Source organism: Allorhodopirellula heiligendammensis (genome assembly GCF_007860105.1).
In the GTDB taxonomy this organism is placed as follows: domain Bacteria; phylum Planctomycetota; class Planctomycetia; order Pirellulales; family Pirellulaceae; genus Rhodopirellula; species Rhodopirellula heiligendammensis.
Map to the genome: position 1 here is coordinate 233,490 of NZ_SJPU01000001.1, position 21,583 is coordinate 255,072.

A 21,583-nucleotide genomic window follows, 5' to 3' on the forward strand; every position below is an offset into this window, starting at 1 on the left:
TCGATCGCCACTTTTAAAAGCCTCCAACGTTTGTCCTTCGATGCTATTGAACAACAATCAGCCCCCCCACGCCACCAGTCACTCCATCCGCCCCACAGGATAACTTGCCAATGGGATGTTGCTTCGTTCGACGGCGGTGACACTTGCGTTCGGCACCCCGTCCAGCATGGCAGCCCGAGAGAGTCAGTCATGACTGGAGGTCAAGACGGGCAGCGGCAGGCCCTTGTGCGGCTAGGCACGGAACTTGCTAAGCTCAGCATCATGAACGCACCAACGTCCCCTCCAAACTGGCTGCATCGTTTCGTACGGTTCCTGTGGGGGCGCGAACCGATTGTACTGCTCGGGTTATTAGTCGTCCTACTTGGCAGTTGGGGTTTCACCGCTCTCACCGAAGAAGTGCTCGAGGGCGACACGCAATCGCTCGATCTGTGGGCGGTGCGGAGCATGCGTCATGCCGACGATCTGGCTCGGCCGATTGGACCGGGGTGGATGGCTGAGGTGGGGCGTGATCTGACAGCTTTGGGGGGAATCGCGGTGCTGTTACTGGCCATCGTGGGCGCGGCGGGCTTCTTAGCGATCCACGGTGCCTACCGGATGCTGATCGTCCTGCTGGTTTCGACACTCGGTGGCATGTTGGCGAGTTTGTGGATGAAGCATTTTTTTGATCGCCCGCGTCCCGACATTGTGCCTCACCTCTCGCAGGTCTACACCAATAGTTTCCCCAGTGGTCATTCGATGATGTCGGCCATCGTCTATCTGACGCTCGCTGTATTGGTCGCCCCCTTATTGCGAAGTTTCTGGATTCGTTTCTATGTCATCGCCGCGGCGGTGGTCTTGACCATGCTGGTGGGCATCAGCCGTGTGTACATGGGAGTGCACTACCCCACCGATGTCGTGGCAGGCTGGGCCGCTGGATTGGTCTGGGCATTGCTGTGTTGGTTAGTGGCCCGGTCGATTCCTCATTCTCAAGCCAAGCAGCAGCCGCGAACATGAAACAGCTCGTTTTTTACAATCAGAGTGCCGGTAAATCCGCTCAGCTTGATTCCTTGCGTGACTCACTCAGTGCCCACGATACCACCTGGGTAGAACTCACTCGCGATGTTGAGATTGCCCATGAAATTCACGAGTTCTTAACGACGGGCGGTCAGACGGTGATTGCCGCGGGCGGCGATGGAACGGTGCATGCAGTCGTCAATGGCATGATGCAGATCGAACACAGCAAACGCCCGAAAATGGCGATCGTACCGCTCGGCACAGCCAATGATTTTGCCGGCACATTACATATCCCAGACGAGATCAAAGACGCCGTGGCGGTTATTCATCACGGTGCCACAACCGCGATCGACGTCGTGCGGATCCGCGGAGAAGGGCTGGACCGGTACTACTCCAACGTCGCCGCGGGCGGCAACTGTGTCCGCGTTTCCGAGGAGCTCACCGACGAGATTAAAGCACGCTGGGGAGCGTTATGTTACCTACGCGGGGCCATCGGCGTCTTGGCCGATATGCAGAGCTATCGCATCACCGCGGACCTTGATGACCAGCGAATTGAAAATTTGGATACCTGGGCGGTATTGATCGCCAACGGAAAGACCAATGCCGGACGGATCGAGGTCGCCCCTCATGCTTCGCCGTCTGATGGCATGTTCGACGTCATCATCATTCGTGATGGTACGGTCCTGGATATGGTAGACATTGTTGCGAAAAACCTCACAGGACAATTTCTCGAAAGCGAGCAGGTTCTGTTTCGCAAGGCCAAACGGATCCGCCTGCAATCAAACCCGCCGATGCGGTTCACCCTCGACGGTGAATTGATCGACGAGCAGCCCATCGAGTTCGAAGTCATCCCCGGCGCGATCGATACCTTCGTAGGTCCCGAGTTCCAAGGTTAACGTCAGAGAAACCAGTGAATCCGGTTCCCAGAATGAAGGGTGTGGAGGATGCCGTCGACTTTCAAGCAAGTAACCTGTCCCGGATCCAGCCCGGGAGAGTACAAGCCTATCGGTGCCCGAGGCAGTTGATTCCCAGTTAGTGCTGCTTGTTCCGCTTTTTTTGTGGGTTCAGTGGCAAGACATTGGCACGCTCGGCATAGGCCTGCCACATCGCAGCAAGTTTTTCAACCTGCTCGGGCATTTCAGCACTCAAGTTGTTCTGCTCACTTCGATCATTGGCAATGTTGTAGAGTTCCCATTCTCCTTTCACGCCCTTCGCGACTAGTTTGTAGTCACCAGCACGAATGGCACGGTTGCCTTCGTGCTCCCAGTAGATCGCCTCGCGATCGAACTTTTTGCGAGTGTCGGCATCACTTGCAAACAAGGGTGTCAAGCTTTTGCCTTCCATTGGCTTGATCTTCTTTCCATTGTGAAACGTCGCCGGGTAGGTCGCACCAGAAACATCGACAGCGGTCGCCATCAAGTCGATGAGATGCCCCGGTGTCGTCTCCAGTTCACCCTGTCGCTTGATTTTGGCGGGCCAGTGAGCGATCAAGGGCGTCGAGATGCCGCCCTCATGGGTCCAGTGCTTGTACTCGCGAAATGGCGTGTTGGACACGGTCGCCCAGCCCCGTCCATACCCGATCGCCGTGTCAGCCGGTCCCGCCATTGCGCCCTTTCCCGTTCGCATGACGAAGCCGTCACGCGACTGTTTCGGTGTCATATCAGGTTGAAGATAGGCTGCTGGTAGCGCCGCCAGGGTTGGTTGCTCGGCCCGCTCCACACCCACGCCACCACGTCCATACCCTTCGGCACATCCGCCGTTGTCCTGCAAAAAACAGATCAGGGTATTGTCGAATTGCCCGGTGTCCTGGAGAGACTGCACGATTCGGCCGATGCCTTGATCCATGGAGTCGATCATCGCTGCGTAGACTTCCATGTTTCGCTTGTCCCAGTCCCAATGGTCAGTTTCCTTCCAAGCATCCTCAATTTCCCAGTTGACCGTGCTGCTCGCATCTATCACGCCGAGGTCCAACATCCGCTGGTAGCGAGCGCGCCGGACAGCGTCGTAGCCAGCATCATAGGCACCCTGGTATTTAGCAATATCCTGAGGCAATGCATGCATTGGCCAATGGGCCGCGGTGAAAGCAACATACAGAAAGAATGGCTGATCTCCCGTTTGAGCGTCGTGCTGTCGGATAAAGCGTGATGCGTGATCGGCGATCGCATCGGTGTAATAAAATGTTTCGCCCGGCCAATCTTCTTTGCCGTATTGGGAATCATTGAACGGCGAAATGTAATCATTATCACGCGTTAGTGTATTTGGGTCGAAGAAGCTTCCGGCCCCATGGATGGTTCCATAGAATCGGTCGAAACCACGCTGCATGGGCCAATTCGCCTTATCCGCCTCTGCTTGCGGGTTGATCTTGGCCGTCACATGCCATTTGCCTGACATGTAGGATCGATATCCCGCCTCCTTGAGTGCTTCGGGAATGGTTACACAATGGCGATTGAGCTCACCTCGATAGCCCGGGTAGCCTCGATCTTCCATCATGTGCCCGACGCCTGCTTGGTGCGGATACAGACCGCTGATCAAACTTGCGCGTGTCGGGCAGCAGCGGGCAGTGTTGTAGAACTGAGTGAATCGAATTCCGTGGGCCGCCAATGTGTCGAGGTTTGGTGTACTGATCTCGCTCCCGTAACAACCGATATCGGAGTACCCCATGTCATCGGCGAGAATATAGATGATGTTCGGACGATCCTCCGCAACCGCCAGAGAAGAAACGGAGATTGCCAGGACGCCTAAGAACAGCCAGGCCGCAGTAGTCAGACACAATGAGCGCGGACGCATGATGAATTTCACGAGCAAGTGGGGAAGGGCAAAAAAGGATGATGAGTAGACTGCATGTGACAAAACGCCAAGCAGAGAGATGCGAAGTTAGCGTGGGGAGTGCTCGTCAGTCTGGGAGGTACGCTGCCCCGCCGCTCGGATTGCCTTGCCGACATGCTGGGTCAATGAATCGCCCAACTCCTCGCGGTATGGCTCGGCCAGCTCTGTGAGCGCCAACACCACTTCCGGATAATCAGTGGCCACATTTTTGGTTTCGCCGATGTCATTAGACAGGTCATACAGCGAGAGTGGTAACTGCTCGACACGGTACCCGTGCCTACTAGCAATGCCTTCGACGCCACTCGCAGTGATCGACATCGGCTTGAGCTTTCCATGCCCCGCTGGTTTTCCGTCCGCTCGAAGGTCGTCACGAGGGGTTAGGTACGGGTGCGGAAAATGCAACTTCCAACGCCCTGAGCGAATCGCATGGAGTTCGCTTCCGCTATAGAAAACCAACGACTCATGCGGCATGTTATTTGACTCTCCTCGCAGGGTCGCCTCGATATTCACTCCGTCGATCTGCTTCCGAGGCAGCTCGGCACCAGCCAAACTGCACAGCGTCGGCAGTAGATCGATCGACATCATTGGCGTGTCACAAGTCCGCCCGGCAGCAATCTTCCCCGGCCAGCGCATGATCGCTGGTACGCGGACGCCACCCTCGAACGCTGTCAGCTTGCCCTCTCGCAAGACTCCTGAACTACCTGCATGTGTCCCGTAGCTTAGGAATGGCCCGTTATCGTTGGCGAAGATAACGAGGGTCTTGTCAGTGAGTTCATTTCGATCAATCGCGTCAACAATCTGACCTACAGACGCATCGATCTCTTCAATCACATCACCATACAGTCCCGTTGCCGACTTCCCGCGAAATTCGTCCGAAGCAAATATCGGCACATGCGGCATCGGATGTGGCACATACAGAAAAAACGGACGATCGCGATGCTGGTCGATGAACGCGACTGCCCGCTGAGTGAATCGTTTGGTGAACAGTGCTTGATCGGGATCGGTTTCGACGACTTGTTCCCCATCGTAGAGCGGCAGCGGCGGCATACTGTCAGACAGGACAGGATGGTACTTGGTATTGTCATTTGAATAGGGAATACCGAACCACTCATCGAATCCATTCCGCGTAGGACTGAAGGCCGGTGGCATTCCGAGGTGCCATTTCCCTAGAATGGCTGTGGCATACCCTTGCGACCGCAGCAGCTCTGGCAACAACTCTTCATCTGCATTAATTCCATTCGTACTGGTGTGATTGAGCGCTCCCGCCAAACCAACACGGTTTGCATAGCATCCTGTTAAAAGCGAGGCGCGTGACGCTGTGCAAACGGCTTGGGAAACATAGAAATCCGTGAACCGTGTCCCCGCTGCGGCGAGCTTGTCAATATTGGGTGTCTTGATCGGTGTTTCAGAAAACGAACTCAGGTCGCCGTAGCCCATGTCATCGGTGAATATCAAGACGATGTTGGGAGGATCGCCGGACTCTGCTTTCAGTGACGTTGAATACAGCGTTTGTGAGATGAATGCGTTGCTGGCGGCGAGGGCCAGCGTCATCGCAAAGTACCTGAGCATGTTGAATCTTATTTCGGGAATCGTGAATGCAGTGTGCTAGGGCTAGCCATGCGGCGTGGGGAGTCAGACCTAGCTATTTATACACGAGAATCGGGAACGTTTTGGGCCAAAGCCGCTCGGACTGGAGCGGGTTGTTGATTGAGTGAGCTGAGACGCGTAAGTGGCCGGGCGAGGTTATTGTCGGGCCTGTGGGATGAAGACATGCGACGCTCATTGTGTATAACTGACCGGTTCCAGCACTCGGCCACCGATCACCATCAGGATTTTTCCCATTCGCCAGTTCACTGTTGATGACACGATTGTCGCGATCGCCTCTCCGCTCGCTCCTGCGCCACGCGGTATCGTGCGTCTCTCGGGTGACTCTGTCGTGCCGATTTTGCAACGCGTGGAGTTATTGCGTCAGGACCATGGCGACCCACGTTCGCGGCGCTTCTCTGCGTCGCTGGACCTGGGCGACTGCCTGGGACGACTCGATCTCGACGTGCTGTTGTGGCCGACCCCACGCAGCTACACCGGCCAGCCCGCTGCCGAGCTGCACCTAATTGGATCGCTACCGCTGCTCGATGCCGTCGTCGATCGATTGATCGGGGCAGGGGCGCGGGCGGCCCGCGCCGGTGAGTTCACGATGCGTGCGTTCCTCGCAGGACGAATGGATTTGCCGCAGGCCGAGGCAGTGCTCGGGGTGATCGATGCCGAAGATCCGAACACCCTCAATCAGGCACTCTCGCAGTTGGCTGGAAATCTGTCGCGGCCCCTCCAAGCGGCCCGCAGCGAGCTGCTCGACCTGCTTGCCGACGTTGAGGCCGGACTCGATTTCGTCGACGAGGATATCGAATTCGTAGAAGACGCCCATTTGCTCGAGCGGCTCGGTGAGGTTCGCGAGCGGCTCGCGGCGATCGCCACTCAGCTGCGTGATCGATCCGCCTCCCGGTCTGAACTGGAGATTGTGTTGCGTGGGCTCCCCAACGCCGGTAAAAGCTGCCTACTCAATGCACTCTCCGGCGGTGAGCATGCGATTGTCACCGAGGAGGCCGGCACCACTCGCGACAGCATCTCCGTAAGTTTCGCAGTCAATGGCCACCCGGTCCGCATGACCGACACGGCAGGGATCGAATGGCGGGCTGAACATGAACTTGACTCTGCCGTCCTAGCCAAGGCACAACTGCAGGCAATCGAGGCGGCATCACGGGCGGATGTTTGTTTGTGGTGCGTCGATGCGAGCGATCATGATCAAGCCCCTGCAATCGAGCAGCTGCGGCATGCCGTTCATACCCGCGAAGGTTACAAAGCATCGATCGAACACTGGGTCATCCTCACGAAGACGGATCTGATGTCGGCGTCGCCATCCTGGTTCGACGAGGTCCGTGCTTTGGGGGTCTCCCTCTCAATGATCAGTACGCTGACGGGCGACGGAATGGATTCACTCAGAGCTCAGATTGCAGAAGCCGCCGAGCGTCGCGATCCGACCGAAACCGGTGGCGTGATCGGCACCGCTGCCCGCTGTCGTGATTCACTCACCGCGGCCGGCCTCGCAATTGGCAGTGCAATCGACATGACACAATTGCAGGCGGGTCACGAACTCGTCGCTGCCGAGATTCGCGCCGCCGCATCGGCCATCGGGGACGTCACCGGCGAGGTCTACACCGACGATCTGCTCGATCGTGTGTTCAGCCGATTCTGCATCGGCAAATGAGCGGCGATTCGCGTCCCCTTTTCGGTGCGATCCATCCGAGTACAACAACACCTCGTAGCACGATCTGCCACCGCCCGGCTCAGCTGGGTTCCCACTTTCGATCCACTCACAATTGACCCTCACTCCAGTGAATTCCCAGCCCTCTGATTTCCGTGATCTGTTGGAAGTATTCGACAATCCGGCTCCCCAGCGAAACTTTTCCATCGAGCACCACTGTCCTGAGTTCACGTCAGTGTGCCCGAAAACAGGACAACCGGACTACGGCGTGATCGTGTTCACCTACGTACCTGATCAGGTCTGCGTCGAGCTGAAGAGCCTGAAAATGTATTTGCAGCGTTTTCGCAACGAGGGAATTTTCTACGAAGCGGTCACCAATCGTATCCTCGATGATTTCGTCGCCGTCGTCCAACCACGCCGCTTGCGGGTGGAAAGTCGCTGGACACCGCGTGGCGGGCTCAACAGTAATATCATCGTCGAATATCCGGAAACCTAGACAGACCTGATCAACACGCCAGGCTCGCGTTACCGCTGAGTGCCGCTCTTCCAAAGTTTGATATTGTCGGTATCGTTCCGAGATTCTGGTCCGGTGGTACTGCGACCACGGGCGATGTCAGCTTTCAGCAGCGCGATCAACCGGGCGGCCACCTCGGGCTGGGAAGCGTATTGATTCGTCGTCTCCGCCGGGTCGCTCTCCATATCATAAAGTTGAGCGATGGGACTGTCAGCGGCGACCTGCTTTTCGGTGGGTGAGCTCCAGCCACCTGATCCCTTCGCCAGCAGCAGTTTCCACTTTCCTTGGCGATAGCCGAAATGTCCGCTGATCGAGTGATGGATCACGCCATCGCGGGTGGATGCGATCGGTTCCCCCGACAATGCAGGGAGAAAGCTGACGCTGTCCTCGGCACTGCCCGCTGGCAAGGTTTCACCGGTCAACTCCGACAGTGTCGCAAACAAATCCGTTAGGCAGATGGTCTGATCGCACGTCGAACCTGCGGCGACCTGACCCGGCCAGCGGACGATAAATGGAATGCGATGTCCGCCGTCCCATAAATCTGCTTTTGAACCTCGATACCCCGCACTCACCTGGTGCCCCAACTTGGCCAGCTGCGCGATACCCGCAGCTCGCGAGCATCCGTTATCGCTACTGAAGACGAACATTGTGTTCTCGGCCAACCCGGCCTGCTGCAGTGCATCAGCTATTTTCCCAACCGCAGCATCGGTCTGCATCACAAAATCTGCGTAGTCGCCGAGCCCACTCTTGCCCTGCCATGCTTTCGAAGGCACGATCGGGGTATGCGGAGAACCGAACGGAACATAGAGAAAGAAAGGTGTCTGCGCGGAATCAGCAGCGCGCGCACCAATGTAGTTCACCGCCTCGCGTTCTAATCGCGGCAGCATGTTGATCTCATCATCGTGCTCGATTACCTGATCATTCTCCACCACACATTTCATGTTCCGGGCATGATGGAACCCATGAAAGAAATCGAATCCACGATGGATCGGGCCATCCGGAATCCGAGACCCAACCGGCGCCAATCCGTCTTTCCTGTTGAGCGCGGTGCCGGTCACCGGATCGAGGTACTGAAAATTCAAGTGCCATTTGCCAACTATGCCCGTGTGGTAGCCCTGTGATTTCAAAAAGCTCGCAACGGTTGGCCGATCTTCGGCGACGAGGTCGGGAGCGAATCCCTGCACCACTCCGCTCTGTAACTCGGTTCTCCAACTATACCGCCCCGTCATCAGACCGTAGCGGGTGGGGGTACAAACCGACGATCCCGCGTGCGCGTCGGTGAAGACCATGCCTGCGGCAGCAAGTTTATCGACCGAGGGCGTCGCGATTTTTCCATGCTCGAGGTTCAAGCACTGGACATCCCCATAGCCGAGGTCATCGCATAGAACAAAGACAATGTTAGGTCGCGGACTGGCCGCATTTGTGCCTTGGCAGATTGCTAATAGACACAGCATGAAGCTGGCAATCGACGTCACTCTGAACATTAGTTTTCTCGGTTCGAATGGTGGCTTCGGGGAAATCGCCTCTCACTTTCAAGGGCCCGTTGAGTATTTTGCTTTCGCTATTCGAATACACAAATACTAGCCCGAAATGGATACGAGGAATGGGCTGGACTGCCTCGCTGGCGCGGCGAGTTGGTAATCCAACAGGCAACTTAGCATACCCCACGTGAGCGAGTAAAAGTTCAGGCGCGCGAGGCATATTCGCAGGCGTCGGCCACTAAGTCGACGGCGCGATCAATCTGCTCGCGGCTGGTAGTCCACCCAACGGAGAATCGCAATGTGCATCCGATCTGTTGTTCGCTTTTACCAATCGCGCGCAGCACACGAGTGATTTCGTCCGGCGGACTCTTTGACTGTGCCGCGGCGACAACAATCTGTCTCGCTGTCCTTTGAATGCGTTTTGCTTCGGTGGCCAGTTCGATGGCGACAGTATTGGGTAGCCGAGCCACATGCTCAGCGAGCACTTCAATGCGACTATCGAGCGTCGCTCGCAACCCCTCAACCAGACGCTCGCAGAGCTCTTGCAGCGTCGCCTGAGCTTCATCGACGCATCTCGCCGTCATTGCCGCAGCGGCCCCGAGGCCGACGATGCCCGGTACATTTTCGCTGCCGGCCCGCAATCCCATCTCCCTGGATTCCCCGAATGAAATCGGATTCATATCCAGGCCGCGGCGAACGAACAGCGCCCCACTTCCCTTGGGGCCGTAAAACCTATGCGCACTCACGGACAGCGTATCTACTCGCAATTCACGCACATCAACTGGGACGCGTCCCACTGCTGCCGTGGCATCGCAGTGAATACGAATCCCCCGACTGTGGCTGCGATCGGCCAACTCTCGAATCGGCTGGATCGTACCCACCACGGGATTAGCCAATTGCAGGCACGCCAAACGCGTAGTGGGTTCGAACCGCGATGCAAACGCCTCTACTGACACAACTCCCTGGCTGTCGCAGGGGACCCAGTCTACCCGCCACCCCAGTAGCTGCAGGTGTTTGGCCGCCGCGATAACCGATTCGTCCTCAACCTCAGACACCAAGGCGTGCGGTGGTGGTACATGAGAACTACAAGGAAAACCGGGGGCGTGATCTCGTGGATCGCTGCCCGCGTGACAGATCATCGCTGCCCCGAGCACGCCGAGGTTATTCGCCTCGGTTCCACCGCTGGTAAAGACGACCTCGAATGGATCGCACCCCAACAGCATCGAAACATTTTCTCGCGCAGTTTCAATCGCTTCGCTCACTGCCGAGGCGTGCACGTGCGATTGCGAGGGCAGCATGAAATGCGTTGACCAAAAGGCCTGCATGGACTCGATGACCGAGGGGGCCATCGGCGTCGTTCGATTGAAGTCCAGGTAAATTAGCGACACTGGTAAACGGCTTAGCTCGATTTCTTTTTGTGTTTTTTGGCCAGCCGTTTCATCTTTTTGACCTCATCCTCAGCCACCACCCACCCACGACAATTCCGCGCGCCACAGCGGCAGCGAGGATTCCAATCGAACGCTTCCCAAGCGTAATCGAAGGTTAATTGCGATTCCGCTTCGATATTGCAAATCGCGACTACCCCCAGCGACGTTTTCGTCAACTGGATTAATTCGCAGTTTGGGCTGCAGGAGTGATTCATGAACGCACCCGGCATACTGGGTTCGAGATACCACTTGGTATCCAAATCCATCACGTATTCGCTGCCTTCGTAGTCCTTTTTGCTAATCAATTGGCCAGTCACTTCCATCACCAATTCACCGGGTAGGAACTGACGTGCCGCAAATACCCCGTGTCCACATTTGCCAGTCGTGCGAACCTCGACGTCCTCATCCCAGTAAGAACGGTAGGAGTAGTCTTTATCGACGACGGCTTGCAGTTTTTTTCGGCGTCGTTTGTCCAAGGTGATCATGCAGTGTTTCAGGAAAAGAAAATTAAGAGAAAGGTCGTGCGTTGTCCGCCGACGGCTCCGTTTGTTAGCCGGGTCATGTTTGAGCCGCAGATCCCCCCGTTTGCAGCAGTGGAGATGAGAACCAGTGCAGACAAACTCAATGGTCGGAATCGGATGGGTTGGCTTATTGCCCAGGCAGCGGAGGTCCCCTAGTTTCATCAACGCAATGCTGAGCGTCAACGCAGCAATTTGCCAATTTTTGCAAGCACATCGTTTGTCTCGCTGTCGATTCACCGTTGACAGCCCCCTCCTACTGCACTTCACTCGTGCTCATGAACATGCCAGCGCCCCCGATTGATAACGAATTTCCCAGCCACGGCCGGATTGCTGCTGTGGACTACGGCACGGTCCGAATTGGGATCGCGGTGTGCGATCCCGACCGGATTTTAGCCAGTCCACTGGAGGTGCACCCCGTCACCCAGCCCGATGCGGGTGGGTACGAGGCCGACGAGACCTATTTCCAAAAACTCGCTGCCGAAGAACGCATTGCTGCGTGGGTCGTCGGTTTACCGATCCACTGCGACGGTGGTGAAAGTGATAAAAGCGTTCAAGCTCGGCAGTTCGCCATCTGGCTGAGCCAAACCACCCAACTGCCAACAAGACTCTTTGACGAACGATTCACCACCGTCGCCGCGAATCAAAAGATCCGCCAAGCAAAAACGACCCGCAAGAAGACCAAACAGCGAATTGATGCGATCGCTGCTCAAGTGCTGCTCGAGTCATTCCTGGAAGCATGTCGCTACCGCGGCGAAATCGCTGGGCATGACGCAACTGAAATTGCTGCCGGCGGAGATTCCTTGGTAGATTGATCAAAGCGATGCGACCATGACCCCGTCGAAGCCCAATGAGGTCGATTTCGATCAGGCCGCGCGGGACAATGGTCCCAACCTACGGCCGTCATTGTCTTCCTCTCGAATTACCTTTCCGTGAGAACACTGCCCGTGCTGCTGAAATACGTCCACTTGAGAAAACACCAGGCATTCCCGCGATGGCTCTGCGTGGCAGGCATGCTCGCGCTGGCATCGGTGAGCTCGGCTGCGGACGTCGTCGTCGTGTGTGCGGATAGCTTTCGAGAATCGCTCGAACCCTGGTGTCAGCTTCGCCGCGCCGAGGGCTTGAAACTCGCATTCTGTCGTCCCTCTCTTACCGCAGAAGAAACATCGACGCGAGTTCGCGAGGCCGCTGATCCATCGACGCGGTACGTCGTTCTCGTTGGTGACGCGCCAGACTATTCCCCTCGCGCGCAAAACTCTGCACTCAACCAAGGAATCTCGCACAACCAAGCAACAGCGGTCGACTCCGACCGTGTCACACGCATTCCAGCCTTCTATCTGCCGGCGAAAGTAACCGCCGCGTTTGGCTCGACGCCGACGTACCCTGCGGATCTGCCCTACGGTGATTTGGACGGTGACGGTATCACGGACGCGGCGGTGGGTCGCCTGCCCGTCGTTACGCCCGATCAATTAGCAGATTTGGTGCATCGTCTCTTGGCCTACGAATTGTCGCAAGACTTTGGTGTGTGGCGACGTAGCTTCCAACTCACTGCGGGCGTTGGCGGATTTGGGATGTTGATCGACGGCGCGATTGAGTCGGTGACCCGATCCGTTCTCACAAGCGTACTGCCGGCTGACGCGAAGCCACAAATCGCCTATGCCAGTCCCGGTCATGCATTCTGTCCGCCGGAGGAGTCGTTTAGCACTGCGGTGCTCGGACGGTACCGCAACGGATCGAGGTTCTGGGTGTATGCTGGGCATGGCAGCGTTGACCAACTGAATTTTCTTTCCCGATCGCAGCAGGATGCGGCAGCCCTCTCCGAGTCGGCCCTGACGCAACGAACGACTGATGGACAGTGGCGGGTGGAATCGCTGCTTGATAATCAAACCGTCACCCGTTTAGTAGCACCTCCCGGTCGGGCTCCCATCGCGATCTTGTTGGCGTGCTACGCCGGAGCGTATGACGCCCCTGGCGACTGCCTATCCGAACGGATGCTGCTAACCCCCGGTGGTCCGGTCTCCGTAATCGCCGCGAGCCGCTTAACGATGCCTTACGGCAATGCCCGATTCGGACTCGGGTTGCTCGAATCCGCCTACCACGATGTCGATGCTGCCGACGCCCCTGAGCGATTGGGGGACGCGATGCGAGCAGCCGTTCGTAATTTGCAGATTCAACGACCAGGCTCGACGACGCAGATGATGGTCGATGGTCTGGCCACCCTGATCTCTCCGGCCGCTGATCAGTTGGCCGACGAGCGCAGCGAGCACGCGGGTTTGTATCAGCTTTTCGGTGATCCTACACTCAATCTTCAGTCGCCTCAGCAGTTGTCAGTGACCGTGAACGCGGCCGAAACAAGCGACCAGTCATCGGAGGCGGCAGTAGTCCCTAGCCACACAGTCTGTGTGAACGTGACCAGTCCAATTGCGGGCAGACTCACCGTCTGTGTTGATCGCCCATTAACGGCGGTATCCGCCCCGACCGTTGGGCTCCCAGACAATGCGGCAGACGACCCGCACGGCTGTACCCTCGGCTACGTGACGATTCCTATTGAAGGTAACGTCGCCGGCATAACGACAATTCCTCTCCCAGAAGACTGGAGCGGCCCAGTCGTCATTCGTGGATTCGTGCAAGGACGCGAAGGCTGGGCCAGCGGTTCGGCGAGGACCGTGGTGGACTAGCTGGAATCAGCGGGGTTGCCCCTCACGCCAATCCAGCCAACTCAGTCGCCCGTTTGACGCGTGAAATGCCGATCATGTACGCGGCGGTTCGCAACGAAACCTCGTGCTGCGCGGCCATCTGCCACACTGACTCGAAGGCATCGTTCATTGTCCGATCGAGTTCTTGACGGACGCGATCGAGCGACCAGCGGTAGTGCTGGCGATTTTGAACCCATTCGAAATAACTCACGGTGACCCCGCCCGCATTTGCCAAAATGTCTGGCAAAACGGTCACACCGCGTTCATTGAGAATTTTGTCGGCATCGGGATGTGTGGGACCGTTGGCCGCCTCAATGATGACCTTGGCGGTGATCGCCTCCACGTTTTCTGCGGTGATCACTCCACCGAGAGCCGCTGGAATTAAAACGTCCACATGTTCAAGCTTCAGCAACGCGTCCAGCGGCAAATGCTCGGCATCTTCGAATCCTTCAAGCAGGCCCTTGGGATGTGCCAACTTGTGCCTGAGCAACTTGGGAATATTCAATCCATCAGCATTGTAATACGTCCCCGTGATATCGGACACCGCCACAATCGGGAACTGTCCTTCATGCAAGAACTTAGCCGCGTGGGATCCTACATTGCCAAATCCCTGGATCGCAACTTTCGATTGGTCCGCCGACATGCCGAGTCGCTTAACAAGTTTCTGCGTCAGTGTCCCGACACCTCGCCCTGTTGCTTCCTCACGCCCCCTGGCACCGTATTCCTCAACTGGTTTGCCAGTGATCACCGCTGGGTTGAAACCGTGGTATTTTTCCCATTGGTTGCGAAACCAACTCATCACCTGGTGGTCGGTTCCCATATCTGGGGCGGGGATGTCGGTATCGGGACCGACGATATCGTGGATTTGATCGACGAACGCACGCGTCAGTCGCTCAATTTCGCTTTTAGATAATTTCGCTGGATCCACGCCAATGCCGCCTTTCGCGCCACCATAGGGCAGATCCACAACAGCCGTTTTCCATGTCATCAAACTCGCCAGCGCACGCGATTCGTCCAAATCGACTTCGTGGTGATACCGCAGACCGCCTTTCATGGGACCGCGGGCATGATCGTGCTGAACTCGGAAGCCCACGAAGTTCGCCAGGTGCCCGTCATCTCGGCGGATTGTCACCTGGACCTGAATCTCGCGGTCGGGCATCAGCAATGCTTCACGCAGTTCCTCACTAATATCGAGCTGGTCAGCGGCCTGGTTGAAAAAGTGACGCGTCGCTTCGAAGGCTTTCATGATGGGCTTTGCAAAGAAGATATGAATCAATCCAGCGGGATAGCGCCCGCTGGCTGGGTTTCGTCGACTGTACGCACCCAACAATAACGCCAACCGCCCAGCAATGCATCTACGGCGAGTCCGCCCCGATTCATCCGATGACGTCCGAGGTATCCCCTTACGCTCAGGCGATTCGCCTGAGCGTCGCTAATAACCCAGCAGGAAATACTGTAGCCCGACGAGTGTCTTGGAGTCGCGGATGTGCCGGCCTCGCACCAGCCGCTCCACTTCGTCGCGTTCGACAACGCGGGTCACAATTCGCTCCGTCGCCTCGAGTTGCTGCTCGCCAGCGGTGAGATCCCGGGCGACGACCATGTGCATCAGCTCGTTACCAAGCCCCGGAGCGGAGTAAAACTCACACACCACCTCCAACTCATTGGCGTGGTAGCCTGTCTCTTCGACGAGTTCCCGGGCCGCCGTCTCCAGCGGCGGCTCTCCCGGATCACGTGTCCCGGCCGGCAATTCCAACAGCGTCTCGCCGACCCCAGTGCGTTCATTCTCGATCATTACAATCGTGTTGGCATCGAGCAGGGGCAGCAGCACGACTGCCCCCGGATGCCGCACGTAGGCCCGTCGATGCGTCTGGCCGTCCCGAGATGGCAAGTCCATTTCCACCACGTCGAACCGAGCGGTATGCAGCAATAAGGTGAAGTCAGGCACGGCGGTCAGCCTTTATGAAGGGCGTTGGATAATTTGAGATCAAAACAGGCCCAGGATGCCGAAGAGAAGTGGTAGAAACGAACGCACACATTATCGCATCACGACAGCCTTCACAGCCTGCAGAAGTTTCGAACGCCATCGGCTCTCTGAGCAGCCATTTAGTTCAACGAGAAAAATCAAAAAAACGACCTTTCCCTGCTCAACCCACTAGGCTGCCGACAGCCAATCGCCTACACTGACCTAAACGAGAATCATTCTCAACTAGCGAGTCCTGCAGTTGACGGCACCGTCCGATTGGACCGTGTCGGCTCTGGGACCACGCTCCCGCCTCGATTCCAACCTCAGCGCAGCCCATGTTCAGCGAAGTCAGTCTAGAACATTTCATCGGCACCAGTGGCGAAATTGCTCGACTGGATCTTCCCGAAGCCTGTGCGATTCGGTTGAAGGCGCTTGGTCTGTTTGCCGGTCAGCATGTGCAATTGTCACGTGGCGGCAATCCAATGATCGTCAAAGCTGCGGGCGGCAAGATCGCCGTGGCCGGGGAGATCGCTCGAGGTATCTACATGCGAGTAGCCTCCTGATGAGTACGTCGGTCGAGTCGACCGAACCGCACGCTGGTAATACGTCGACAGAAAAGAAATCGGGCTCGCCTGTCGTCGCGATGTTGGGGAATCCCAATGTTGGCAAGACGTCGATGTTCAATCGACTGACGAATCTGCTTGCCAAAACGTCAAACTTCCCCGGGACGACGATCGATCGGCGGATCGGTCGAGTTGAACTGGATGCCGGCAAATCGATCACCCTCGTCGACTTGCCCGGCATGTATTCATTCGAACCTTCGTCGCCGGAGGAGCAGGTTGCCCACGACTTTGTGCTGGGACAGTCCGACATGGTGCCCGATGCGGTGCTGATTGTCGTCGACGCGACGAACTTGCAACGGACCCTCTTTATCGTTCGGCACGCTCTCCAGCAGGGCCGGCCCACGATGGTCGTAGTCAATATGATCGAAGCGGCGCGGCGGCGTGGAATTGAGATCGATCTCAATACGCTGGGTCGCAAATTGGGCTGTCCCGTCGTCGGCGTGTCGGCCCGCACCGGTGAGGGTTTTGATCGCCTGAAGTCGCAACTCGACATTTTGTTGTCCGGTCCTGCCCTGCCGATGCTGATCGGAGATGCGTCTGCGGAGTGTCCACCGCAACCCGCTGAAAACGTGTTGACGGTAGTCTCCACTGAGGAATCCTCTTGTGGATCCTGTCGTGTCTGTCCATTTGCCGATGGTCACCAATGGGCCTCCGCGTTAGCCCGCGAGAGCATTGTCGATGGCAGTGTCGTTTCTGACGAAACAGCTGACCGAGTCGATCGCTTTTTGACTCATCGCTGGTTTGGCATGGCTGTGTTCGCAGTCGTCATGGTGATCGCATTCTCACTTGTCTTCTGGATCGCCCAGGTCCCGATGCAGTGGCTCGACGATGGCTTCGCCGCTCTCGGCGCCGCCGTCAGCGACTGGCTGCCGGAGGGAGACTTCCAAAGTCTTGTGGTTGACGGGATCATTGGCGGCGTAGGGGGCGTGGTCGTATTCCTGCCGCAGATCCTCATACTATTCTTCATGCTGGCGATTTTAGAAGACTCCGGGTATCTTGCCCGGGCCGTCGTCGTGGTGGACCGCTGGATGCGTCGCGTTGGCCTACCCGGCCAGGCATTTGTGCCGTTGTTAGCCGCACACGCCTGTGCCATCCCTGCCATCATGGCAACTAAGGTTATTGAAAACCGACGAGATCGCTTGGCTGCGATCATGGTCATCCCGCTGATGACCTGCTCGGCTCGCTTGCCGGTCTATACGATGCTCGCCGCGATGCTGTTTCCCGATAACCCGCTTCTCGCTGCGGGGCTGTTTGCGGGGGCCTATGTGCTCGGCATGGTTGCCGCTTTTATCGTCGCGTTGATACTCAAACTGACATTGCTGCCGGGCCAACCATCGCCGCTCATCCTCGATTTGCCGCACTACCGGACACCTTCGATTCGTAACGCCCTGCGATATTCGTACGAGCGTGGCTGGATGTTTTTGCGGGATGCAGGGACTGTAATCCTTTTGATCTCGATCGGCATTTGGGTGCTCTCGACCTATCCCAAACTCTCCGACGAACGCTTCGAAGCAGAACTTGCCGCAAAGCATGTCGCCGCCGATCAGATAAGCGAAAGCGAACTTGAAAATGTGCGTGCCGCAGCAGATCAGGAATACGCGATCATCGGACAAATGGGGCAGATCGTTGCACCTGTCTTCGAACCCTTGGGATTCGATTGGAAAATCAGCGTGGGTGTGATGACCAGCTTCGCTGCTCGGGAGGTGGTCGTGTCGACGCTCTCGATCCTCTACGGTCTCGGCCCTGAGCCTGAAGAAGGCTCAACGCTACAGCACCGACTCACCGCGGCGACCTATCCGGACGGGCGGCGCGTATTCACTCCGGCGACCTGCGTCAGTCTACTGGTATTTTTTGTGCTCGCGATGCAGTGCCTGCCAACGCAAGCGGTCACCAAAAAGGAAACGGGCTCGTGGAAATGGGCGGCATTCCAGTTCGGCTACATGACGCTGCTGGCCTACGCGGCCGCATTCATCGCCTATCAGACAGTCTCGATGCTCTCGTAGGGTTCGGCGACACCATAGATTCATCGTATTGGGGGGAGACAACCGTCGCCTAACCTAACGGTACGGCCGACTTGCTAGTGGACACAGCGAACCCTGCGTCCACGTTACTGCCGTGCAGCTTACCCCAACTCCCTGATTGAACTATATTGCTGGGCTGACGTTTTTCATGCGCCCCCGCGGGCGTCCCCTCACGCTTAGCCCTAGGAAACTCAATATGACTCGCCTGTTTCAACGTTCATTCTGCTGTATTGCCACACTCGCCCTGCTTTGCGGCGGAAGTGTATCGGCGCAAGAGGTTGATAAATGGACCTCGCTTTTTGATGGCAAATCACTCGACGGCTGGCAAAAGGTGGGTGGCGACGACAGTCACTGGGAAGTCGAAGATGGCGAGATCCGTGGCTCGGGAAATGCATCGATGCTGGTATCAACGACCGGCCCGTACAAAAACTTCCGTTATCGGGTGGAGATGAAGATCAACGATCACGGCAACTCCGGTTTGTATTTTCATACCACGGAGAAACCTGGGTTCCTGGACGGCTACGAAGCCCAGGTCAACAGTAGCCACACCGATCCGATCCGCACCGGATCGCTCTACGGTATGTGTCACGTCTACCACGAACTCGTCAAACCCGATACTTGGTTCACTTACGAAATCGACGTCAAAGCAGACAATTGGCGCGGACGGGATATGCTGCGGATCAAATTCATCGTCGATGGCAAGGAGCTTTATGAGTACCTCGACTTTGAACAGACTTTCAAAGAAGGCTACTTCGCGTTCCAGCAGCACGATCCTGGAAGCAAAGTCAGCATCCGCAAAGTCGAAGTCATGCCGCTGCAATAAGCAGCGTTCCGACGGAAATTGCTGAGTCGGCCGTACCCTCGTAACGGCCGCACGCTCGCGGCGATCGCAACCGCCGCTTGACCATTCATCCAGACGGCTTCGTCCGTCTGAGCTGGACCACGTCCGCATTTCTTGCGTCGGGCGGAGCGATCGGTCGCCCGGTCCTTATCTTGTCTCGATTTGCGAAATCCCCCTCACAAGTGCTGTTTGTGACCTAGGATCAACTAAGATGCCCAGGATCGCCGGGTGGATGGTGGAATATTCTGCAGAGAATTTGCGCCTCAACTGCCTCTGAGATCCCGCCCAGCTTCTTGCCCCAGCTTTACTTCATCTGCCTTTGACCAAAGGGATAGCTCCCATGCTCTTGCAAATCACTGATTCCTACATGACCGATGGAATTATCGTGTTCATTGTCGGGGCCATTCTCGTGATCCTCTTCATCCTCGTCATGATGAAGCACTACTACATCAAGGTGGGCCCCGATCAAGCGATCGTGAAGTCAGGGCGTGGCGGGGTAGAGGCTGTGTGCGGTCAAGGGATGTTCATCATCCCGCTGGTCCATCAGTACGAATTCATGGACTTGACGCTCAAGAGCTTTGAAATTCATCGGGAAGGTAGCGCCGGGTTGATCTGCCGCGACAATATACGCGCCGACATTAAGGTCGCTTTCTTCATCCGTGTCGCCAATTCTCCAGCGGAGATGAAAGAGGTGGCTGAAGCGATCGGGGCGAAACGCTGCAGCCAAATCGAAACGCTTCGCGAACTCTTTGATGCCAAGTTCAGTGAAGCGCTCAAGACGGTCGGCAAGCATTTTGACTTTATCGATCTGTACGATCAACGCGACAAATTTAAGGATCAGATTCTCAAGGTCATTGGAACGGACCTAAACGGATACCGGCTCGACGATGCGGCTATCGATTACCTGGAACAGACACCGCTGGAGATGCTCAGCCCGAGCAATATTCTCGACGCGGAAGGGATCAAGAAGATCACCGAGCTGACCTCGATGGAGAAGGTCAAGGAAAACCAATTCACTCGCGACCGCGAGAAGACGCTCAAGAAACAAGATGTTGAGGCGCAGGAAACCATTCTCTCTCTCGAGCGGCAGCGCGTCGAAGCGGTCGAGAAACAATCTCGCGAGATCGCTGAGATTACCGCTCGCGAACAAGCCGCAGCGACCAAGGTGCAGCAGGAGCAACGGCTCGAAGCCGAACGCGCACGCATTCAGACAGAAGAGGAGATTGGCGTCGCCGAAGAGAACAAGGCTCGTCAAGTCTTGGTCGCCCAACGCAATAAAGAGAAAACGGACGCGGTCGAACAAGAACGTGTCACCCGTGATCGCGACCTCGAGGCAACCGAACGTTTACGCGTCGTCGGTGTCGCCGAAGTTGAAAAAGAAAAGGCAATCGAAGTTGAACGACGCAACATTCAAGAAGTGATTCGGGAACGCGTGGCCGTTGAACGGTCGGTCGTTGAAGAACAACAGCGAATCAAGGATACCGAAGAGTTTGCCACCGCCGATCGTGCCAAGAAGGTTCAGATTACCGCGGCTGAAATGAAAGCAGAAGAAGAGCGAATCCGGCAAACGAAGTTGGCACAGGCGGAGAAGGAATCGAGCGAGTTGATCGCGGAGAAAGTTCGTATCGAAGCCGAAGCGAATCGAGATGCTGCCGAGAAACAAACCGCCGCTAAGAAGATGCTCGCGGAAGCCGAAACCGCACAATCAGCGGCGATTGGGTTGGCCGAAGCTCAAGTCCAAGAGGCGAAAGCCGCATCGCTGGAGAAAGAGGGTCTCGCCGAAGCCAAGGTGTCACGCGAGAAGTACAGCTCCGAAGCGACCGGTATCACCGAGAAAGCCGAGGCGATGAAGAAACTCGATGGGGTCGGCAAAGAACACGAAGAGTTCAAACTTGCTCTGGCCAAGGAGAAGGACGTGGAAATCGCAGCCATCGATGCTCAACGCGGTATCGCCGAGAGCCAAGCAAGCGTGATCGGGGACGCCCTGCGTGCCGCACGTATCGATATCGTCGGTGGCGATGGCGAGTTCTTCAACCAAATCACCTCGGCGGTCAAGGGCGGCAAGGCCATCGACCGATTTGTCTACAACAGCAAGGTTGCCACCGATATTAAGGACACCTTCTTTGATGGCAACGCAGACTACTTTCGTACCCAAGTCCAAGACCTGATCGGTCAATTCGGACTCGATACCGATGGTGTCAAGGACCTGTCGATCGCCGCGCTGATCGCCAAGATGCTGGGCATGGCGTCGACAGATGAAGCACGAAACCAACTGACCAGTTTGCTCAATATCGCAGCGACGGCAAATGTCACCGAGCAAAAAGCGGGACGCCTGTTGGCTCGACCCAGCGGCAAGGATGAAACTACCGTCGCGGCCACGCAGGTCAAGAAAGTCAAACCGACCGCCAAAGGTTAATCGGT

17 protein-coding genes are annotated in these 21,583 nt (G+C 56.7%); 10 read left to right on the forward strand and 7 right to left on the reverse strand.

Annotated elements, in window-relative coordinates; all coding sequences use genetic code 11:
- Positions 1 to 189 precede the first annotated feature (189 nt).
- Positions 190 to 993 (forward strand): phosphatase PAP2 family protein, encoded by an 804-nt coding sequence (locus Poly21_RS00925; RefSeq protein WP_302117088.1) that lies wholly within the window; start codon positions 190 to 192, stop codon positions 991 to 993.
- A complete protein-coding gene (locus Poly21_RS00930; protein WP_146405081.1) occupies positions 990 to 1,889 on the forward strand; it encodes a diacylglycerol/lipid kinase family protein in 900 nt (299 codons plus the stop codon). Before Poly21_RS00925 ends, Poly21_RS00930 begins: the two co-directional genes overlap by 4 nt.
- Positions 1,890 to 2,025: 136 nt before the next feature.
- Here Poly21_RS00930 and Poly21_RS00935 read toward each other — a convergent pair whose 3' ends face one another.
- Both Poly21_RS00935 and Poly21_RS00940 read right to left on the reverse strand, forming a co-directional pair.
- Positions 2,026 to 3,780 (reverse strand): arylsulfatase, encoded by a 1,755-nt coding sequence (locus Poly21_RS00935; protein ID WP_146405083.1) that lies wholly within the window; start codon positions 3,778 to 3,780, stop codon positions 2,026 to 2,028.
- Between the two features lie 87 nt (positions 3,781 to 3,867).
- Complete coding sequence (locus Poly21_RS00940; protein WP_146405085.1) at positions 3,868 to 5,388, reverse strand: sulfatase family protein; 1,521 nt, start codon at positions 5,386 to 5,388, stop codon at positions 3,868 to 3,870.
- Positions 5,389 to 5,695: 307 nt separating this feature from the next.
- Here Poly21_RS00940 and Poly21_RS00945 point away from each other — a divergent pair, with 307 nt between their 5' ends.
- Together Poly21_RS00945 and queF are read left to right on the forward strand one after the other, a co-directional pair.
- Complete coding sequence (locus Poly21_RS00945) at positions 5,696 to 7,081, forward strand: tRNA modification GTPase (RefSeq protein ID WP_146405087.1); 1,386 nt, start codon at positions 5,696 to 5,698, stop codon at positions 7,079 to 7,081.
- A gap of 127 nt (positions 7,082 to 7,208) precedes the next feature.
- Positions 7,209 to 7,574: a preQ(1) synthase gene (gene queF, locus Poly21_RS00950; RefSeq protein WP_146406745.1), complete on the forward strand. Its 366-nt coding sequence runs from the start codon at positions 7,209 to 7,211 to the stop codon at positions 7,572 to 7,574.
- 29 nt (positions 7,575 to 7,603) lie between these two features.
- Here queF and Poly21_RS00955 read toward each other — a convergent pair whose 3' ends face one another.
- The 3 genes from Poly21_RS00955 to Poly21_RS00965 form a co-directional block, all read right to left on the reverse strand.
- Complete coding sequence (locus Poly21_RS00955; protein WP_302117089.1) at positions 7,604 to 9,076, reverse strand: sulfatase family protein; 1,473 nt, start codon at positions 9,074 to 9,076, stop codon at positions 7,604 to 7,606.
- 200 nt (positions 9,077 to 9,276) lie between these two features.
- Positions 9,277 to 10,461: a cysteine desulfurase family protein gene (locus tag Poly21_RS00960; RefSeq protein ID WP_146405089.1), complete on the reverse strand. Its 1,185-nt coding sequence runs from the start codon at positions 10,459 to 10,461 to the stop codon at positions 9,277 to 9,279.
- An 11-nt stretch (positions 10,462 to 10,472) separates the two neighbouring features.
- Positions 10,473 to 10,985 carry an SET domain-containing protein gene (locus Poly21_RS00965; RefSeq protein ID WP_146405091.1) on the reverse strand — a complete coding sequence of 171 codons (513 nt, stop codon included), beginning with the start codon at positions 10,983 to 10,985 and terminating at the stop codon, positions 10,473 to 10,475.
- A 311-nt stretch (positions 10,986 to 11,296) separates the two neighbouring features.
- Here Poly21_RS00965 and ruvX point away from each other — a divergent pair, with 311 nt between their 5' ends.
- Positions 11,297 to 11,833 (forward strand): Holliday junction resolvase RuvX, encoded by a 537-nt coding sequence (ruvX, locus tag Poly21_RS00970; protein ID WP_146406747.1) that lies wholly within the window; start codon positions 11,297 to 11,299, stop codon positions 11,831 to 11,833.
- Positions 11,834 to 11,950: 117 nt separating this feature from the next.
- Positions 11,951 to 13,696, forward strand: coding sequence for a C25 family cysteine peptidase (locus tag Poly21_RS00975; protein ID WP_302117090.1), 1,746 nt, complete (start codon positions 11,951 to 11,953; stop codon positions 13,694 to 13,696).
- 22 nt (positions 13,697 to 13,718) lie between these two features.
- On the opposite strand, the gene Poly21_RS00980 is transcribed toward Poly21_RS00975, so the two are convergent.
- Positions 13,719 to 14,960, reverse strand: coding sequence for a Glu/Leu/Phe/Val family dehydrogenase (locus Poly21_RS00980; protein WP_146405092.1), 1,242 nt, complete (start codon positions 14,958 to 14,960; stop codon positions 13,719 to 13,721).
- 186 nt (positions 14,961 to 15,146) lie between these two features.
- Positions 15,147 to 15,659, reverse strand: a complete 513-nt coding sequence (locus Poly21_RS00985; RefSeq protein ID WP_146405094.1) for an NUDIX hydrolase — start codon at positions 15,657 to 15,659, stop codon at positions 15,147 to 15,149.
- A gap of 353 nt (positions 15,660 to 16,012) precedes the next feature.
- Here Poly21_RS00985 and Poly21_RS00990 point away from each other — a divergent pair, with 353 nt between their 5' ends.
- From Poly21_RS00990 to Poly21_RS01005, 4 genes are all read left to right on the forward strand, one after another.
- A complete protein-coding gene (locus tag Poly21_RS00990) occupies positions 16,013 to 16,240 on the forward strand; it encodes a FeoA domain-containing protein (RefSeq protein WP_146405096.1) in 228 nt (75 codons plus the stop codon).
- A complete protein-coding gene (gene feoB / locus Poly21_RS00995; RefSeq protein ID WP_146405098.1) occupies positions 16,240 to 18,303 on the forward strand; it encodes a ferrous iron transport protein B in 2,064 nt (687 codons plus the stop codon). Before Poly21_RS00990 ends, feoB begins: the two co-directional genes overlap by 1 nt.
- A 214-nt stretch (positions 18,304 to 18,517) precedes the next feature.
- Positions 18,518 to 19,144: a 3-keto-disaccharide hydrolase gene (locus tag Poly21_RS01000; protein WP_302117095.1), complete on the forward strand. Its 627-nt coding sequence runs from the start codon at positions 18,518 to 18,520 to the stop codon at positions 19,142 to 19,144.
- A gap of 358 nt (positions 19,145 to 19,502) precedes the next feature.
- The gene (locus tag Poly21_RS01005) at positions 19,503 to 21,578 is read left to right on the forward strand and encodes a flotillin family protein (RefSeq protein ID WP_146405100.1); all 2,076 of its coding nucleotides are present in this window, start codon (positions 19,503 to 19,505) and stop codon (positions 21,576 to 21,578) included.
- The last annotated feature ends 5 nt before the right edge of the window (positions 21,579 to 21,583 follow it).

Bases quoted from the DNA above. Each gene is read 5' to 3' on its own strand.
- Poly21_RS00925 (WP_302117088.1), top strand. From the start codon at position 190: ATGACTGGAGGTCAAGACGGGCAGCGGCAGGCCCTTGTGCGGCTAGGC.
- Poly21_RS00930 (WP_146405081.1), top strand. From the start codon at position 990: ATGAAACAGCTCGTTTTTTACAATCAGAGTGCCGGTAAATCCGCTCAG.
- Poly21_RS00935 (WP_146405083.1), bottom strand. From the start codon at position 3,780: ATGCGTCCGCGCTCATTGTGTCTGACTACTGCGGCCTGGCTGTTCTTA.
- Poly21_RS00940 (WP_146405085.1), bottom strand. From the start codon at position 5,388: ATGCTCAGGTACTTTGCGATGACGCTGGCCCTCGCCGCCAGCAACGCA.
- Poly21_RS00955 (WP_302117089.1), bottom strand. From the start codon at position 9,076: ATGTTCAGAGTGACGTCGATTGCCAGCTTCATGCTGTGTCTATTAGCA.
- Poly21_RS00965 (WP_146405091.1), bottom strand. From the start codon at position 10,985: ATGATCACCTTGGACAAACGACGCCGAAAAAAACTGCAAGCCGTCGTC.
- ruvX (WP_146406747.1), top strand. From the start codon at position 11,297: ATGAACATGCCAGCGCCCCCGATTGATAACGAATTTCCCAGCCACGGC.
- Poly21_RS00980 (WP_146405092.1), bottom strand. From the start codon at position 14,960: ATGAAAGCCTTCGAAGCGACGCGTCACTTTTTCAACCAGGCCGCTGAC.
- Poly21_RS00990 (WP_146405096.1), top strand. From the start codon at position 16,013: ATGTTCAGCGAAGTCAGTCTAGAACATTTCATCGGCACCAGTGGCGAA.
- feoB (WP_146405098.1), top strand. From the start codon at position 16,240: ATGAGTACGTCGGTCGAGTCGACCGAACCGCACGCTGGTAATACGTCG.
- Poly21_RS01000 (WP_302117095.1), top strand. From the start codon at position 18,518: ATGACTCGCCTGTTTCAACGTTCATTCTGCTGTATTGCCACACTCGCC.
- Poly21_RS01005 (WP_146405100.1), top strand. From the start codon at position 19,503: ATGCTCTTGCAAATCACTGATTCCTACATGACCGATGGAATTATCGTG.